Annotated in this window: 17 protein-coding genes; 10 read left to right on the top strand and 7 right to left on the bottom strand. The window is 62.3% G+C overall.

All coding sequences use genetic code 11. The features are described 5' to 3' along the window. Positions 1-249, bottom strand: a 249-nt coding sequence (locus tag BST14_RS04265; RefSeq protein ID WP_142279254.1) for a transposase, incomplete at its 3' end; no start/stop codon positions are given. A gap of 209 nt (positions 250-458) precedes the next feature. Continuing rightward, positions 459-1088, bottom strand: a complete 630-nt coding sequence (locus tag BST14_RS04260) for a TetR/AcrR family transcriptional regulator (RefSeq protein ID WP_245845289.1) — start codon at positions 1086-1088, stop codon at positions 459-461. 1377 nt (positions 1089-2465) lie between these two features. Between BST14_RS04260 and BST14_RS04255 the strand changes: the two genes are divergently transcribed. The 10 genes from BST14_RS04255 to BST14_RS04210 all read left to right on the top strand — a co-directional run bounded on the left by BST14_RS04255 (position 2466) and on the right by BST14_RS04210 (position 13409). Then, positions 2466-3251 carry an MlaE family ABC transporter permease gene (locus tag BST14_RS04255; protein ID WP_083063353.1) on the top strand — a complete coding sequence of 262 codons (786 nt, stop codon included), beginning with the start codon at positions 2466-2468 and terminating at the stop codon, positions 3249-3251. Beyond that, the gene (locus tag BST14_RS04250; RefSeq protein WP_083063327.1) at positions 3248-4102 is read left to right on the top strand and encodes an ABC transporter permease; all 855 of its coding nucleotides are present in this window, start codon (positions 3248-3250) and stop codon (positions 4100-4102) included. The genes BST14_RS04255 and BST14_RS04250 overlap by 4 nt, the downstream gene beginning before the upstream one ends. Positions 4103-4116: 14 nt before the next feature. Then, positions 4117-5586, top strand: a complete 1470-nt coding sequence (locus BST14_RS04245) for an MCE family protein (RefSeq protein WP_083063352.1) — start codon at positions 4117-4119, stop codon at positions 5584-5586. Positions 5587-5622: 36 nt separating this feature from the next. Then, on the top strand, positions 5623-6651 hold the full coding sequence (locus tag BST14_RS04240; protein ID WP_083063326.1) for an MCE family protein: 1029 nt from the start codon (positions 5623-5625) through the stop codon (positions 6649-6651). After that, positions 6648-7970: an MCE family protein gene (locus BST14_RS04235; RefSeq protein WP_083063351.1), complete on the top strand. Its 1323-nt coding sequence runs from the start codon at positions 6648-6650 to the stop codon at positions 7968-7970. Before BST14_RS04240 ends, BST14_RS04235 begins: the two co-directional genes overlap by 4 nt. Beyond that, the gene (locus BST14_RS04230) at positions 7967-9316 is read left to right on the top strand and encodes a virulence factor Mce family protein (protein ID WP_142279253.1); all 1350 of its coding nucleotides are present in this window, start codon (positions 7967-7969) and stop codon (positions 9314-9316) included. The genes BST14_RS04235 and BST14_RS04230 overlap by 4 nt, the downstream gene beginning before the upstream one ends. Further along, positions 9313-10473 (top strand): MCE family protein, encoded by a 1161-nt coding sequence (locus BST14_RS04225; RefSeq protein ID WP_083063324.1) that lies wholly within the window; start codon positions 9313-9315, stop codon positions 10471-10473. The genes BST14_RS04230 and BST14_RS04225 overlap by 4 nt, the downstream gene beginning before the upstream one ends. Positions 10474-10477: 4 nt before the next feature. Further along, positions 10478-11947: an MCE family protein gene (locus BST14_RS04220; protein ID WP_083063323.1), complete on the top strand. Its 1470-nt coding sequence runs from the start codon at positions 10478-10480 to the stop codon at positions 11945-11947. Next, complete coding sequence (locus BST14_RS04215; protein WP_083063322.1) at positions 11911-12660, top strand: Rv1363c family protein; 750 nt, start codon at positions 11911-11913, stop codon at positions 12658-12660. Before BST14_RS04220 ends, BST14_RS04215 begins: the two co-directional genes overlap by 37 nt. A 62-nt stretch (positions 12661-12722) precedes the next feature. Beyond that, on the top strand, positions 12723-13409 hold the full coding sequence (locus tag BST14_RS04210; protein ID WP_083063321.1) for an Rv1363c family protein: 687 nt from the start codon (positions 12723-12725) through the stop codon (positions 13407-13409). Positions 13410-13464: 55 nt separating this feature from the next. Here the strand turns inward: BST14_RS04210 and BST14_RS04205 are convergent, their stop codons facing one another. The 5 genes from BST14_RS04205 to BST14_RS04185 all read right to left on the bottom strand — a co-directional run bounded on the left by BST14_RS04205 (position 13465) and on the right by BST14_RS04185 (position 17608). Then, positions 13465-14100 (bottom strand): cysteine hydrolase family protein, encoded by a 636-nt coding sequence (locus BST14_RS04205; RefSeq protein ID WP_083063320.1) that lies wholly within the window; start codon positions 14098-14100, stop codon positions 13465-13467. A gap of 2 nt (positions 14101-14102) precedes the next feature. Beyond that, positions 14103-15278: a cytochrome P450 gene (locus BST14_RS04200; protein WP_083063319.1), complete on the bottom strand. Its 1176-nt coding sequence runs from the start codon at positions 15276-15278 to the stop codon at positions 14103-14105. A 49-nt stretch (positions 15279-15327) separates the two neighbouring features. Beyond that, positions 15328-15831 (bottom strand): SDR family NAD(P)-dependent oxidoreductase, encoded by a 504-nt coding sequence (locus tag BST14_RS32790; RefSeq protein ID WP_158085852.1) that lies wholly within the window; start codon positions 15829-15831, stop codon positions 15328-15330. 11 nt (positions 15832-15842) lie between these two features. Further along, entirely contained in the window at positions 15843-16670 is an 828-nt protein-coding gene (locus BST14_RS04190; RefSeq protein WP_083063318.1) for a mycofactocin-coupled SDR family oxidoreductase, read from the bottom strand. Between the two features lie 158 nt (positions 16671-16828). Then, positions 16829-17608, bottom strand: coding sequence for an SDR family oxidoreductase (locus tag BST14_RS04185; protein ID WP_083063317.1), 780 nt, complete (start codon positions 17606-17608; stop codon positions 16829-16831). Positions 17609-17616 lie beyond the last annotated feature (8 nt).

Genomic DNA, 17616 nt, shown 5'->3' with positions numbered 1-17616 from the left:
GACTTTCTCCAACTCCGCATCAGCCAACAACCGCTTCAGGGTGGCGTTTTCACGCTCAAGGTCTTTGAGCCGCCTAGCGTCCTCGGCCTTCAAGCCGCCGAACTGGTTACGCCACCGGTGATAGGTCGCTTCGGAGACACCCAGCTCGCGGCACACCGCCGCGGTGTCCTGGCTCTCGGCCAAAAGCCGATCGGCCGCCATCAGCTTGCGCACAATCTGTTCGGGGCTGTGCCGCTTCCTCGTCGCCATGATCTTGTCGAGCCTTCCTGCCCACGTCGTGGGCCGCAAGACTCTCATAGGCCATGGATCAACCGATCGGGGTCAGGCCATGTAAGATGAGCGACTTGGGATTGAAGCTGTCAATCCGTACGGTTTCGGTCACCTTCGCGAAGTATGGGCGACATCGGAACCGCCGAAGCGCCTTGTACCGCAGGCCATCTGTCGCGTGGTACATCGGTCTACCGACGGGGTGCTAGTGAGGCGATTAGCAAGTTGCGTAGCACGCCGTCATCACCGCCGTCTTCCGGCTTGGCGGGTTCAGTAATAAGGCTGAAGGTTATGCGGACAATCCAGCGAGCGAGAGTGTCGGGGGCCAGATCCTGACGAATCTCGTTTGCGGCGGCCGCCGTCTCGAGCCGGCGCACGAGGGCATCAGCGAGTTTGGCACGCCATAGCTCGGAGCCCTCTGCGTCGCGATAGGCGGCGCCCAAGCCTTCATGGCCGTCGACGAGCGCGCGCATCACCGCAGAGGCGCGAGCGATGTCGGTGCCGCGGAGGCATGCCGCGATTAGCTGAGCGAGAAACGGTTCGTCGGTCTGCCAGCACTGCTCAACCGCATTCAGGGTAGACGTCAGCAGTCGTACGAAGGAAGCTGCCAAAAGCGCGTCTTTGCTGGGGAAGTAGTAGTACACAGTCGATCTATGCACACCCGCGCGACGGGCGACGTCGCCCATCCGGGTACGCATCGGCCCCTTGTCCTCATAGCACGCATCGGCTGCGGCGAGCAGCCGTTCACGTGCCTCCTCCTCGTCCGCCGGCGAGTTCGCGGCCCGCGAATCAGCATGTCGATCGCTTGGCTGATCGGTCACAATTGCACCATAAAGCCTCAGGCAAGGCATTGATGCCGATCGCGGTCGGCCTCGGGCACCGCTGGGTGGCGGTTTGGCTTGGTGGTCGAAGTTTCAGCGGTGCAACCGCCCGCACCTGTGGCGCCGGCAATGGGCAACGGGCGCGCGTACCAGCGACGTTTCCCGCGCGCAGCTAACGGTTAGCGGTCGTCGAGGCGCGGGTCGAGCTCGCTCGGTTCAGCATCTGACAGAACGATTGAGAATCGCCCACGAAGAGCCCAAATCGCACCAAAGGTATAATCCGATATATAGATATATGTTTTGCTAAAACCGCCGTTGTCGGACGGGCCACGCTCTTTAGCGCACTGCGTTGCGGCTCAGCGCACAAAAGCGGCGGTCCGCCGCCGGACTGGCGCTACTTGCCCATCTGCTTCGAGGCAATGTTGAAAATTGCCGACTGGTATTTCTGCAAGCCCAGTCTGGAGCGCCAAGCGATTGGGAAGCATCGACCGACGTGAAGTTCGTAGCGATGTCGGCACCTATAACCGCTGGTCGCAGCGCTGTCTGTGGGGCGGCGTCCGCGGGGCGCCGCTTCGTGAGTTTCGGGCTGATCACCGGACCAGCATCCCGAGCGCGCACCGACACGACCGCAGCGGAACTTGTCCGCGGCGTTCTTCCGGCCTCACATCAGCACGGATATGCGCGAAAGCACATCGCAATCGTATTGTGCATATCCGCAAGGTGCACTTGATAAAAAATCCCAAAATACGACGGAGATTCCTCCCACGGGCGGTATTGCTGGCGGACGATTAGTAGGAGTGGCCGGACCGCTATCCTGCTGCAAATTCTCGACGACAAAAATCGTATTTTAATTTTGGGTTCTATTACTAAAGAGGCACTTATTTAGCAAACTTATAGCGCGACGGGCGCCTGGCTGTAAGCAGCGGTCATGATTCGGGCGGCCTTTGAGGGGATCGCTCCGGCAATAGCCAGGATGCAACGCGAAGACCCAGGTTAAAGGGTCGGACAGCGCGCACGGTAGCGCTTGCATTCCGCTGGCGGATCCGTCCAGCTTGGCGGGAGTGCGACAATCTGTGCAAAAATGTCGGGATAATCAGCAAATCACGTCCGGCGGTCTAAATCTAATTCGCTTCGCCCACTGGAAACACCGCGCGGCCGGTATTGCCTTGTCTTCCTGAGATGGTGTAGCGTCCCGCTGTGCTGTATGCCACATCAATACGACGGCGGGTTACCTTTCCGCCGGAGGGAGGATCCATACAGTCCAATGTTGGCTGCGATTAGATTTCGGGGAACACGCTAGTGGTGGCGGTAGATACTGAGCCCATTCCCGCCGCGTCCAGGGCGGCCGGTGCGGCCGGTGCGGCCGGTGCGGCCAGTATCCTGGCGTCTCTCGAGACTGGGCGGGCGGCCAGCGCCGCCAAGCCGCTACGGGAGGTTGGCGGTTTCTTCGCGCTGTCGCTCGACACGCTGGTCCAGATGTTCCGTCCACCTTTTGCCTGGCGCGAGTTCATCCACCAGGCGTGGTTCGTCGCTCGTGTGTCGATGCTGCCGGCCGTCTTCCTGTCGATCCCGTTCAACGCCCTGGCGATTTTCATCATCAACATCCTGCTCGTCGAGATCGGAGCCGCCGACGCCTCCGGCGCTGGCTCCGCCCTGGCGGCTGTGGTGTATATCGGCCCTATAGCGGCAGTGCTCGTAGTCGCCGGGACCAGCGCTACTGCAATGTGTGCCGACCTGGGTGCCCGGGCCATCCGTGAAGAAGTCGATGCCATGCGGGTCATGGGCATCAACCCGGTCCAGCGACTGCTTGTGCCCCGCGTCCTGGCGATCGGATTGAACGGGTTCCTTGTCAACTCCATCATCACCGTCGTCGGTTTGGTCGCCAGCTATTTGTTCTCCGTCTACCTCCAACACGTCAATCCCGGCTCGTATGCGGCGAGCCTGACGTTGCTCGTTGGGCTGAGTGAGCTAGTCATAGCGTTCGCCAAGGCGATGTTGTTCGGCTTCATCGCCGGTTTGATCGCCTGTTACAAAGGCACCACGGTCGGTGGGGGACCCCAAGGCGTCGGCAATGCTGTCAACGAGACGGTCGTGTACACGTTTTTGGCGCTCTTTGTCATCAACGTGGTACTGACCGCGATCACTAACAAGGCGACGATGTGAGCGCCGCGCCAGCGGCGGCCCGTTTGCCGCATCTGACGAGAACGCTGCACCGCCTCGTTGACGGTTGGAACCGACTCGGCAGCCAGACCGCGTTCTACGTTCGAACCCTCGGGTTTTTGTGGGAAGCGGTGAGCAGCTACAGAATAGAGACGCTACGGCTGATCGCAAACATGAGTTTGGGTGTCGGCGCTCTCGCTATGATCGGCGGCACCGTCGTGATCGTCACAACCTTGACGATGTCCACCGGCGGACTTGTGGGGATCCAGCTCTTCCGATCGTTGTCCGACGTCGGGGTGCAGGCGTTGAGCGGATTCGCGTCCGCCTATATCAACACACGTCTAGCCTCGCCGCTGATCGCCGACGTCGGCCTGGCAGCCACCATCGGTGCGGGTGCCACAGCACAGTTGGGCGCCATGCGGATCAACGAGGAAGTCGACGCGCTCGAGGTGATGGGCATCCACTCCGTCTCTTACTTGGTCTCCACCCGGGTGGTTGCCGGTGTGCTGGTGGTGATCCCGCTGTGGTGCATGGCGACGTTGTCCGGATATCTGGCCACCCGCAGCTTGATCATTTTTGTATACGGGCAGTCACCGGGCGTGTTCGATCACTACTTCCACACTTATCTGAAGCCCACCGACTTGATCTGGTCGCTACTGCAAGTGATTGCCGCCGGAACCGTAATCATGTTGGTGCACACGTATTACGGCTTCCACGCCTCGGGCGGCCCGGCGGGCGTCGGTGAGGCGGTCGGTCGCGCCGTGCGTACCTCCTTGATCGTGGCGGTCGCGGTGACGTTGGCGGTGGCATTGGCCGCCTATGGAGTGTCCGGCAACTTCCATCTGTCTGGGTGAGAGTTATGACGACCATGCGACGAATGCGACGAGAGGCTGGGCTGCCACCGGCGTTGTGGACCTTCATCCTGTTCGCGTTCATCATCGGATCGATCGTGCTGACGACAGCCGCGTTTAACAGAGACCTCAGGCCGTACGCACGCGTGACCGTGACGTCGGATCGTGCGGGCTTGGTCATGGAACCTGGCGCGAAGGTGAAGTTGCGCGGCGTGCAGGTTGGCCGGGTTGCGGCGATTCAGCCGGGCAATCCCGTGAAACTCCAGTTGGAGCTGTATCCCGAACAGCTGCGATACATTCCGGCGAACGTCGGCGCAAAGATCACCGCCACCACCGCTTTTGGCGCCAAGTACATCGACCTACTTACCCCAAACACCCCGAGCCCCAATCGGTTAGCGGCGGGGGCCGTTGTGTCGTCGAGCAACGTCAGCGTCGAGACGAACACGGTATTTCAGAACCTCGTCTCGGTGCTGAACCAGATCGACGTGCCTAAGCTCAACGCAGTGCTCACAGCCGTAGCGGACGGATTTCGCGGCAAGGGGCAACTCATCGGTGAGGCCACCACGGACCTCAACCAGGTGTTGTTGGCGGTCAATCCCCGCAGCGAGACAATCCGAGCCGACTTCCGCGCTTTGAAGGGATTCAGCGACACCTACGACGCGGCAGCGCAAAACATCGTGGCCGTTTTGAATTCGGTCAGCACTACAAGCACCACGATCACCGATGATGCCAAGCAACTTGACGCGTTGCTGCTCAATGTCAGTGGGCTTTCCCGCGCCGGCACCAACCTGATCGGCCCGAACAAAGACAACCTCGTGCACGGTGTCAACTTGCTGGAATCCACCACCCGTCTATTGATGAAGTACAACCCCGAACTCACCTGCACGATCGTCGGCGGAAAGAACGTGCTCGACGACTTCCTCCCCGTCGCCGGTGGCAGCAACGGATATTCAGTCATCCTCGACGTCGCGTTGCTGCTCGGCGACGATACCTACCGGTTCCCCGACAACCTTCCGATCAACGGCGCTAAGGGAGGACCCGGCGGTCAACCGGGCTGTGGATCGTTACCCGACGTCTACAAGAACTGGCCGCAGCGCTACCTGGTCACCAACACCGGGTGGGGCGGCGGGCTGGATATGCGGCCCAACCCTGGCATCGGTTTTCCCGGGTACGTCGATTACTCTCCCGTCACCCGAGGAATACCCCGACCACCGAGCATTCGCCATCCCGGCGGAGCGGCGCCCGGGCCCATCCCGTATCCGGGAGCCCCCCCGTACGGGGCGCCGCAGTATGCGCCCGATGGCACCCCGCTCTACCCCGGGTTGCCGCCCGCACCACCGCCAGGTAGGCCGCGCGACCCCGGCCCACCACCCGCAGGGACCGAGCCCTTTGTGCCGCCAACACCGGGCGGGTCGCAGCCGACCTGCGGGGTCGTCACCCAAGAGTGCTCGCCCCTGCCACCACCGCCCTACGCCCCAGCGCCCTGACCGCCCCGACTCCGACACGACCAGAGGAAAACAGACATGCGAGAGAACTTGGTAGGCGCCCTGTGGCGCCTGACCATCTACTTGGTCGTATGCCTGATCGGTGCCTTCGCGCTGCTCGCCGTCTTCGCCCAGTTGCGCTTCCAGCCGGAGAAGACCTATAAGGCCCGGTTCGCCAGCGTATCCGGACTCGAGAACGGAAACTTCGTTCGCGTCGCCGGTGTCGATGTCGGCAAGGTTAAAAACATCACCATCCAGCCCGACTCCACGGTCCTTGTCGAGTTCACCGCGGCCGACTCGGTAGTGCTCACTCAAGGCAGCAGGGCAGCTATTCGCTTTGCTGATCTCATCGGCGGTCGGTATGTGGCCCTCGAGGAGGGGGCCGGGGGAGTCACGCTCCTGCATCCGGGGGACACGATCCCGCTGAGTCACACGGAGCCCGCGTTAGACCTCGATGCGCTCATCGGTGGCTTCCGACCCTTGTTCCGCGCGCTGGATCCCGACCAGGTGAATCGGTTGACGGGTCAATTGATCGCCGCCTTCGATGGACAGGGCGCCACGATCGGCTCGTTTCTCACCCAGGCCGCCGCCTTGACGAACACCCTGGCCGATCGCGACCAACTGATCGGTCAAGTCATCACCAACCTCAATACCGTCCTGGGTTCGCTCGGCGGCCAGAGCAAACAATTCGGCAAAGCGGTCGACTCGCTGGCTGAGCTGGTGGAAGGCCTCAAGGCCCGCAAGCAGGACATCAGCAACGGGGTGGCGTACGGCAATGCAGCTGCGGCGTCGGTGGCCGATCTGCTGGCCCAGGCGCGCCCGCCGCTGACGAAGGTGGTGCACGAAGCGGATCGAACCACCTCGCTCGTTCTGGCCGATCACGACTATGTCGATCATTACCTCGAGACCTGGCCCGAGGCGTTCCAAATCCTCAATCGGCAGGGCATGTATGGAGACTTCTTCAGCTTCTACCTGTGTGACCTCGTGCTCAAGGTCAATGGCAAAGGGGGACAACCGGTTTACATCAAGCTGGCCGGCCAGGCCACCGGACGGTGCACGCCGAAATGAAGCCCTTCTCCGAACGCAATCCGCTTGTCATCGGCGCGGCCGGCCTCGCGGCCGTCCTGGTGCTCATGCTGCTGTCGGTGAACTATCAGAAGCTGCCATTCTTCAACACCGGAAAGACGTATTCGGCCTACTTCGCAGAGGCGGGAGGCTTGCTGCCCGGCGACCGCGTCCAAGTGTCGGGCTTCCGGGTCGGGCAGGTGTCCAGTGTGGATCTGGATGGACCGCGCGTGCTGGTCAAATTCAGTGTCGCCAACGGTGTCCGCCTCGGTGACCGCACCGAGGCGGCAATCAAATTACGAACGGTGCTCGGTACCAAACTCCTCGAGGTCACCCCGCGTGGGGACGGACAACTGGCCGGCCCGATCCCGCTCGACAGAACCACGTCGCCCTATCAGTTGCCAGACGCGCTGGGTGATCTCACTACCACGATCAGCGGGTTGGACACCAAGCAGCTGTCCAACTCGTTGGCCGTGCTGGCCAACACCTTCTCCGACACGCCACCGGACCTGAAGGCCGCGGTGCAGGGAGTGGCCCGCTTTTCGAAGACCATCGACGAACGCGACAGCGAGCTGCGAAACCTGTTGGCTAATGCCGATAAAGCGACGAAGGTGCTGGCCGAACGCAGCGACAAGATCGTCGGACTCGTCGCTAACACCAATGCCCTGCTGGTGCAACTGCGAAGCCAAAGCCGTTCACTGGAACAGATTTCGCACAATCTGTCGGCCCTAGCCCGGCAGCTCAAGGGATTCATCAGCGAGAACCGCAACACGTTCAAGCCTGCGCTCGACAAACTCAACGGCGTGCTTACGATGGTGGACAACCACAAACAGAATGTGCAGAAGGCTATTACCGGGCTCAGCAAATACGCCCTGAGCCTGGGTGAATCGGTCTCATCCGGCCCTTTCTTCAAGGCCTACTTAGTCAATCTGTTTCCCGGCCAGTTCGTGCAACCCTTCATCGACGCGGCGTTCTCCGATTTAGGACTGGACCCCAATGTTCTGCTGCCCTCCCAACGCGCCGATCCCCAGACCGGGCAGCCGGCTACTCCACCGCTGCCGATTCCGTACCCGCGGACCGGCCAGGGTGGCGGCCCGCGCACGACCATCCCGGACGCCATCACCGGCAACCCGAACGATCATTCGTGCGGTCCAGCCGGTGTGCCGCTACCTGGGCCTGGCTGCTATCCCTATCGAGAGCCGCCCGCCGCGCCACCACCCGGCGGGCCGCCGCCAGGACCTCCCGCGGCGCCGGGTCCCGGTGAAGGACAATCAATCCCGACTCCGGACCCGCCGACCCAAATCGAAGTTGGTGGACATTGAGCGCAGGTAAGGCCAGGATCGCCGTGGCCATCACCTTGGTCGCGGTGCTTGTCGGCGGAATTGTCACGCTGGTCCACTCGGCCGGCATCGGCCGCATCTACGTCACCGGATACTTCGCCAACAGCACCGGCCTCTACGGCGGCGACGACGTGGTAATCCTCGGGGTGCGTGTGGGCAAGGTCGAAAAAATCGAGCCACTGCCAGACGGTGTCAAAATCAGTTTCTGGTACGACGACAAGTACAAGGTGCCGGTCGACGCCAAGGCGGTGATCCTGTCGCCGTCACTGGTGACGCCACGCTCCATTCAGTTGACGCCGCCCTATACCGGAGGTCCGGTGCTGCCCGACCGTGCGGTGATTCCTCAGCAGCGCACCGCCGTTCCGGTGGAATACGACGACTTTCGCCGGCAGCTCGAAAAGCTGAGCCAGACTCTGCAACCCACCCAACCGGGTGGAACCAGCACCCTCGGGGCATTCATCAATACCGCGGCCGACAACCTGCGCGGTCAGGGCCCTGATATCCGCGACACGATAATCAAGCTGTCGCAAGCGATTTCCGCGCTCGGCGATCACCGCAACGATCTGTTCGGCACCGTGAAGAACCTGTCGATCCTGGTCTCCGCGTTGCATGACAGCAGCGACGTGTTGGGCCAGCTCAACCAGAATCTGGCCGCGACAACCGGCCTGCTGGCCGAAGACCCAAACCAAGTAGGCAATGCGGTTCACGACCTCGACGACGTCGCCGACGACGTCCGAAACTTCGTGGCCGATAACCGTGAAACGCTAGGTACGACCTCAGACAAGCTGGCCTCGGTATCGACAGCCCTGAACGAAAGCCTGGACGACGTCAAACAGGTGCTGCACGTCGGCCCGACAGCGTTCCAAAACTTCTTGAATATCTACCAACCCGCGCAGGGCACGCTGACCGGCGCGCTCGCGATCAACAACTTCGCCAACCCTATTCAATTCCTGTGCTCAGCAATCCAGGCGGCATCGCGTCAGGGCAGCAAGCAGTCAGCCAAACTGTGTGTGCAGTACCTGGCGCCCATCATCAAAAACCGCCAGTACAACTTCCCGCCCCTGGGAGAAAATCTGTTCGTCGGCGCCTCGGCGCGCCCCAACGAGATCACCTACAGCGAGGATTGGCTGCGACCGGACTACATTCCCCCGCGGCCACCGCCATCGGCCGACTCGCCTGAGGCTGCTGATCCGGCCAACCCGCCGGCCCCGGCCGGCGCCCCACCGGCGCCAGAGGCGCCGACCGCGCCGCCGGCTAAAGAACCCGTATCTACCAACCCGGCCGATGGCCTGCGAGGAATGATGACGCCACCCGGAGGTGGACAGTGACTCGACCACGGAGCTGGTGGCACTTCGCCACGGCGCTCGTTGCGACGCTGGTTGTGGCCGCGCTCTCTGGCTGCGATTTCCATGGCGCGAACTCGTTTACCCTTCCCGGAACCAAAGGCCGGAGTCCAGGCGCCTACACGATTCAAGCGCAAATGCCCGATGTCCAGAATTTACAACGGAATTCGCGTGTCCGAGTCAACGATGTCACCGTCGGGAATGTCACCAACATCGAGCTTCAGGGTTGGCATGCACTCGTCACCATGACCATCGACGGCGACGTTGAGCTGCCGGCCAACGCGACCGCCACCATCGGACAAACCAGCTTGCTCGGGTCGGTGCACGTCGAATTGGCGCCACCGACCGGCGTGCCACCCCAGGGGAAGCTCAAAAACGGGTCACTCATTCGGCTTGCGTCGGCCACCAGCTATCCCTCGACCGAACGCACCCTGGCCGCGGTTTCACTTCTACTCAACGGCGGCGGCCTCGGCCAACTCCAAGACATCACCAAGTCATTGGGGACAGCGTTTACCGGTCGCGAGCAAGACCTGAGAAGCCTGCTCGGGCAGCTTGATAGGTTCGTCGGCTACCTCAACGATCAAAAAGCGGACATCATCGCGGCAACCGACAGCCTCAACAACCTCGTCGGCCAATTCGCCGACCAAAAGCCGGTGATCGACAAGGCGCTCAAGACGGTCCCGGACGCCTTGGCCGTGCTGGAACGTGAGCGGGACAACCTCGCCGAGGCGCTGGGCGACGCAGGAAAATTCGGCGCGCTTGCCGCTGACTCGGTGAACAAGACCAAGGAGAACCTGGTCAAGGAGCTCAAGGACCTCGGCCCGGTGCTGCAGTCACTGGCCGATGCCGGACCGGCGCTGACTCGCGCTATCGGTTTCTACGGAACCTTCCCGTGGCCCCGAGACACCATGAGCAAATGGCTGCGTGGCGACTATGCCAACTTGACCGCGGTGATCGACCTGACCCTGAGTCGACTCGACGCGTCGTTTTTCACCGGAACACGCTTTGAGTGCAACCTGACCGAGCTAGAGCTGCAATGGGGCCGCACCATCGGCCAGATGCCCAGCCCTTGCACCGGAGGTGGGCCGTACAACCCCGGCAACCCGCTGGTCGTTCCCTACCACTTCAACCAAGGGCCGTGACAGCGTGCTGACCAGACGAGTCAAGATTCAGCTTGCGGTTTTCGCGGCGCTCAGCCTCACCGCCGCGACTATCATGTTCTTCGCCTTCATGCAAGTACCTACCGTGTTTTTCGGAGTGGGCCGCTACACAGTGACCCTCCAGCTGCCCCAAGCTGGTGGCCTCTATGAGGGCGGCAACGTAACCTACCGGGGCGTCGAGATTGGCCGGGTGCAAGCGGTGCAGCTGACCAACAGCGGCGCAGAGGCTGTGCTGCAATTGAATTCGGACATCAGGGTCCCTGCGGACCTCAGCGCCGAAGTGCACAGCGTGTCGGCCGTCGGTGAACAATATGTAGAACTGCTACCGCGCAGCGGCAAAGGGCCGTCGTTGAAAAACGGCGACATCATCCCATCCGACCGTACCTACGTCCCGCCGGATATCAACTCGCTGTTAGGCGCAACCAATCGGGGCTTGACGGCGATCCCGCGTGACAACTTGAAAACGGTGGTCGACGAATCCTATGTCGCCGTCGGCGGGCTCGGTCCGGAACTGTCTCGGTTGGTGAGCGGGACGGCGAACTTATCGATCGATGCCCGCAAGAATCTGGACGCGATCGCTGCTTTGATCGACAAACCCAAGCCGGTTCTTGACAGCCAGACCGACTCAGCCGGTGCAGTTCACGCATGGGCCGCCCACCTGGCGACCATCACCTCCGAGCTGCGCGACAACGATTCTTCGGTGCGCGGTCTTCTCCAAAAAGGCAGCCCGGCGGCCGCTGAGGCCAGCGCACTGTTCGACCGGCTCAACCCCACGTTGCCTATTGTGTTGGCCAATCTGGTCAGTATCGGACAGGTGGGGGTCACCTACCGGGACAACTTGGAATCAATCTTGGTCGAACTGCCCCAAGGCGCGGCCGATATCTTGGCGGTCAAGGTGGCCAACAAGAACACCAAACAGGCTTACAACGGTGCCTTCCTGAGCTTCAATCTGAACCTCAACTGGCCTCCGGTATGTAGCACCGGATTCCTGCCGGCCCAGCAACAGCGCTCGCCCAGCTACGAGGACTATCCGGATCCCCCGAAGGGAGACTTTTATTGCCGGGTGCCCCAGGACTCCATGCTCAATGTGCGTGGCGCCCACAACTATCCGTGCGAAACCCGTCCAGGCAAGCGGGCCCCGACGGTGAAACTGTGTGAAAGTGACCAGACTTACGTCCCCCTCAACGACGGCTTCAACTGGAAGGGTGATCCGAACGCGACGTACACCGGCCAAGGCATCCCGCAGTTCGCACCCGGTGAGGAGCCGCCCGGCCAGGTACCGCCGCAGTCACCGCCGGGGCCGTTGCCACCGCCGATCGCCGCAGTTCAATACGACCCAGCCACGGGCATGTACATGGGACCAGATGGGCGCATGTACACCCAGGGTGACCTCGCCCGCGGCAGCAAAAAGGAGCAAACATGGCAAAGCATGCTGGTGCCACCCAAGAGGAACTAACCAACACGGAACCGTCCGAAACGGCCTCCGACCCATCAGACCGCGTCGACGAGGGCTCAGCACCGTCGCTCGACGACGTCACTGAGAACCCGGAAAGCTCAGAGGCCTCACCCGGCTCCGACGACGCAGAAGATGTTAAGGGCGAGAAAGTGGCGTCTGACAACGCATCTCGTGATCAAGTTGCCGATGCCGACCGCGGTAGCGGAGGCGACGCATCGACCAATAAGCCCAGATCACCGGTGCGTTTAGCGGTCATCCTGGTGTTGCTCGCGGTGGTCGCTTTGGGCGCGCTGGCCGGATGGTTCGGCTTCCAGGAAGCAAAGGCACGCCAGGCGCAGCAGCAGCGCGAGGCGCTCATTCGCGTTGCGAGGCAGGGCGCACTGAACCTGACCACCATCGACTGGCAGCATGCTGACACCGATGTCAAACGCATTCTCGATAGTGCGACCGGCGCCTTCTACGATGATTTCTCCCATCGATCCCAGCCCTTTATGGATGTGGTGAAGAAAGCGCAGTCGACGTCGGTGGGAACCGTCACCGAGGCGGGCCTGGAATCACAGTCCGGGGACGAAGCTCAAGTGCTGGTTGCTGTATCGGTCAAGACTTCGAATCTCGGTGCAGCAGAACAGGATCCTAGACACTGGCGGATGCGCATCACCGTCCAGAGGATCGGCAACGACGTAAAGGTCTCCAATGTCGCATTCGTGCCATAACGGATCGGGAGATTGGCGGGCAGCGACAACCATGGTCACGGATCAGAAAAGGAAGCGTAGCAGTGCGAGTTGAAACCGATTCCGTCACAGAGCATGACGAAGTGGAGGTGGCCGAGGAGACGCGTCCACGCATCGCTGTTAGCAACACCGATGTTGAGCAGACCGGCGACGGCACCGACGCCCTCGACAGCAAAGACCTTGCCGAATCAGGGGAGAAATGCGCCGAAGATGACGATGCCGAGCGCTCAGCAGCAACCAAGCGTCGAATCAAGTGGTCGCGTGTGGTGGCCTTCGGCGTGTTACCCATCTTGCCGTTGGTGCTTGCAGCCGCCGTCGGCTACCTCAAATGGCAAGACGCCTGGGTCCGCGGATCAGCAGCCGCTGGCATCGAGTCGGTTACGGCCGCAAAGGATTCCACTGTGGCGATACTGTCGTACCAGGCTGACAGCGTTGAGAAAGATCTGGGCGGCGCCCGTGAACGACTAACTGGAAAATTCAAGGACTCCTACAGCCAGCTGATTCACGACGTGGTGATACCCGGCGCCAAAAAAGACCACATCGCCGCGACCGCGACCGTTCCCGCCGCCGCCTCGGTGTCGGCCACCCCGGACCACGCAGTAGCCTTGATTTTCGTCAATCAGACCGTGACCGTGGGTAATGATGCCCCTACCGATACTTCGTCCGCTGTGCGAGTGACTCTCGACAAGAGCGGTGGGCGCTGGCTGATCTCAGCCTTCGATCCCATCTAGTCGTCAAAAGTTTATGGAACGCGGCATCTCGCGAACGAAACCGAGAGCCAGCAGCTCAGCCGGTTCGTGGCTTGGCTTCCCGATGGAAGCTGCCTGCGGACCATTCTCCGATGAGGTCATCGACGGTGGTTAACCGGCCGAGCACGGCGATCGTGTTGTCCAGCACCTGATCTCCGTACTCGGCCGGCGTGCCCGCAACCGCATCGCGTGGGACCACGAGTTCGAAACCGGCCTGGGTGATGTGCCCGGCCGAAACCGGGAGTGCGAGGTTCAACGAGACACCGGCCAGAACAATCGTCCGCACGCCGAGGCCACTCAGGACCGGCAACAGCTCGGAATCCATGGTGGGGAACAAGCCATGATGGCGCGGCAGCACCAGATCGGTCGGCGCGAACAGCTTAGAGAGCACTTGAGTTTCAGGGGAGCCGGGTGCCCACGCCGCGGTGGCCGGCCCCAGCACTCGCCACAGCCGCGCGGTGCCCGGGTGCCCGCCGCCCAGTGTGCCTTCATAGGTGGCATGGACCACCCTGACACCAGACGTCCGCGCTGCGTCGAGGAGCCGGCAGACGTTCTCAACGAGTCCCGCGCTGTCCGCAGCGAGTTGTGGGAGAACCGATCCGGGTCCGAGCACACCGTTCTGGCACTCGACGCACACCACTGCCACAGCGTGGGATGGGCTTGCAGTGGCCATCCTCAGCACCGCAGTAACAGTGAGCCAAGTGCGAAAGTATTTGCGGGAAAGGTGATTGTGGGCTCGCAGTCCGGAGCCACCTCGAATTCGGGCGCCCGCTTCAGCCACTCCTCGACGATCATGCTGAGCTCTATCCTCGCCAAGTGTGATCCAAGGCAGCGGTGCGGGCCGCCGCCGAATCCCCAGTGAGGATGAACCTTTCCGTCCATGACCACATGGTTTGCCGAGATATCGTCACTGTCGTCCCGATTGATCGCAGCCAGACAAAGGCGCAGCTTTGTGTCAGCCGGAAACGTAACGCCGCCGATGGTCACCTCCCGGGTGGTCACTCGCGGGACCATCGGGGCGGGCGGCTCCAGTCTGACCATTTCCTCGACGAAAACGCGGATCTCCTCGGGATTCTCACGCAAAGTCCGCCGAAGTTTGGGGTTGCGTGCCAGCTCCAGGAGGGCGAAGCCCATCGCCGCGGTAACTGTGTCGAGGCCCGCGAGCACAAAGAGAAAGCTCAACCCGATTGCTTCGGCGTCGTCAAGCGGGTCGTCGCCGATGAGCACCTGCGACAGCAGATCGTTTCCCGGATTCTGGCGACGCTCATTGATCGCCTCCGAGACGTAGGTGACCAGTTCGAGTGCGGGGGCTAGGTCGGCGCCCTCCATTGACGGCAGCTCCGACAGGGCGATCACATTGTCTTTCCACGCGATCAGGCGGTCGCGATCCTTCAGCGGTAAACCGAACAACGTGAGGAACACCTGCGACGGGTAGGGGATCGCTACATCGGCCATCACGTCGCATTCCTTCTTCGCTACGGCCGCGTCGACGATGGAGATTGCCTGTTCCTGCAGCGATGGCAGCATGTCCTTGAGCGTGTGCGGGCTGAAAAACGGTTGCAGGATCTTCCGGAATCGCGTGTGCTCGGGCGGATCGAACGAGATGGGGACCAGCGGCAGCGGGCTGCCCAGCTCGTCGAACGCCTTCTTCGACGAGAACGTGCCTGGATCTCGCAGCGCCGCGAGGACATCCTCCCGTCGGGTCAGGTAGTACCAGCCATCCATATACACCACGGGCCCGGCGTCACGCACCGCCTTCCAGCCTGCTCCCCGGTCGGTGGCCATCGGCAATTTCGCCCATTCGAGTTCGGCCACGCCTGCGATCGCTCGTTCCTGTTGGTCGGTGCTCATGATCGTCCTCCATCCTTAGAACGCCGAACGGTGCAGTCCACCATCGACCTCAATCCACGCCCCAGTGATGTAACCTGCGGTCTCCGAACACAAGTACGCGATGAGTGACGTCGATTTCGTAGGGTTTGCCGATCCGTGCCGGGGGAACGCGTGCCTGCCTCAGCATGGGCTGGCGGCGCTGCTCCTCATCGGCGAGGCCCATGTTGTTCGTGAGATAGGCGATCGCGTTGTCGGTCTCGATCCACCCCGGAGCGAAGTCGCCGGGGGCCTGATAGATGGCTTGTCCGATGACGATCAGCGGCGGCCCGAACTCGTTGCCGACCTGCCGGGTGGCGTCGTCGAGCGCCTCGGGCTCACTGACGTCCGCACACACACCTACGGCCGTCTTCTTCTCGCGCCGAATAGCTTGCACGTCGCTATCGACGGAGGCCCTCGTTCTTGCCAGCACCGAGACCCGACAACCCTCGGTTGCGAGCATCCGCGCGGCCTCGAACCCGATGCTCTTACTCCCGCCGACGACCGGTGCCGACTTACCCCGGATTCCGCAGTCCACCAACGCTGTCCCTATCGGCGGACGTCCATGCCGGCGTCGACCTTGAGCACGCTTCCGGTGAAGGACCGGCCCAGATCGGAGATCAGGAACAAAATGGCGTTGCTCACGTCTTTGGGCTCGATCATTGGCAAGTCGGGCAGCGCCGTCTGCATCGCATTCGCCAGGTGCGGATACGCTTCAATGACCTTGAACAGCGCGGGATTCTCGGTCACCATCGGCGTGGCACAGTTGGTGGGGGCGACAGCGTTGACTCGGATCCGGTCGGCGGCGAGGAAATTCGCGTACGCACGCACCAAGCCGGTAATGGCCAGTTTTGCCATGCCATAGGCGTCCGAGCCGCCGCGGCCGTCGGTCATGTCCAGCAACGCCGCCATCGAACTGGTCGCGACGAGGTTGCCCCCCTCGCCGCGCTCCTTCAGGTGGGGGATGGCGACTTGAAAGGTGTTCCAGACACCGATTTGCATGATGTCGATTCCGACCCGTAACGCCTCGGAAGCGTCCACCTCATCGACATTGGAGAGGATGACGCCCGCGTTGGCGATCACCGTGTCGATGTGGCCGAATCGTTGCACGCCGGTGTCGAAGGCGCCCTGCAGCGCAGCCTTATCCCGCACATCGGCTTGCGCCAAAAGCATCTGCTGGCCCGTCTTTTCGACGAGCCGGGCGGTTTCCTCGAGATCGTCGAGGGTGCCGAGCTTGTAGGGCACGACGTCGAGGTCGTGGCAGATGTCCACACCGACGATGTTCGCGCCCTCCTCGGCGCACGCGACGGCATGTGACCGTCCCTGTCCGCGGGCCGCACCTGTTATGAAGACGACCCGACCCTCGAGTAAGGACATAAATGCTCCTCGCACCTTCGATCGCGCTGACTGTGCTCACGCCGTTGTCAGGGCGTCAGCCGCACCACGGATGGATGCTACGCGCCTGGGTCAGAAATATACAACTATTTCGATGATTAGAGCGTGCGCGGGGTCGAAAGCTCCGGCCGCGCGGGAAGTCAACGCGGAGCGAAGCGTTGTGCGCCGTCCAGGCGCAGCACTTCACCGTTGACGTACCCGTTGGTCAGCAGGAAGACCGCCGCGTCGGCGAACTCAGCAGGGGCCCCGAGGCGCTTCGGGAAGGGCACGTTGGCGGCGAAGTTAGCGATTGCCTCTTCTCCGACCGACTCCATGATCGGCGTCTTCATCGTCCCAGGGGCGATCGTGTTCACCCGAATGGCGGCGGAGCTCAGGTCGCGGGCAGCGGCGATCGTCAATCCGATCACGCCGGCTTTCGCCGCGGCGTAGGCGGTTTGACCGATCTGACCCTCGTAACCGGCGATGGACGCCGTGAGCACCAACGCGCCTCGCTCACCGTCGGCCTGCGGCTCGGCGGACGCGACGGCGGCGGCGACGAGCCGAGCGACGTTATAGGTCCCGTTGAGATAGAGATCGATGGTCTTGGTGAAGCCGGCAAGATCGGCCGGGCTGCCGTCGCGTTGCACGATGCGTTGCGCAACGCCGAACCCACCGTGTGCGACGACGGCATACCGCAGCCGGCCGAGTTGGTTGGCCTGTGCGATCGCTTCCTGCACCGAGTCTTCGCTCGTCACGTCGGTACTGACAAAACTCGCACGGCTGCCCAACTCGTCGGCCAGCGCCTTACCCCTGTCGGCGGCCAGATCCGCGATCACCACGCCGAGGCCTTCGGCATGCAATCGCCGCACCGCGGCCTCACCGAGGCCGCCCGCGCCCCCGCTGACGATCGCGGACGCACCATCGAATTTCTCGACTGTCACTGGATCTC

This window comes from Mycobacterium arosiense ATCC BAA-1401 = DSM 45069 (genome assembly GCF_002086125.1).
GTDB lineage: Bacteria > Actinomycetota > Actinomycetes > Mycobacteriales > Mycobacteriaceae > Mycobacterium > Mycobacterium arosiense.
The sequence above is the reverse complement of the archived record's forward strand: the minus strand, read 5'-3'. Positions and strand labels throughout refer to the sequence as shown.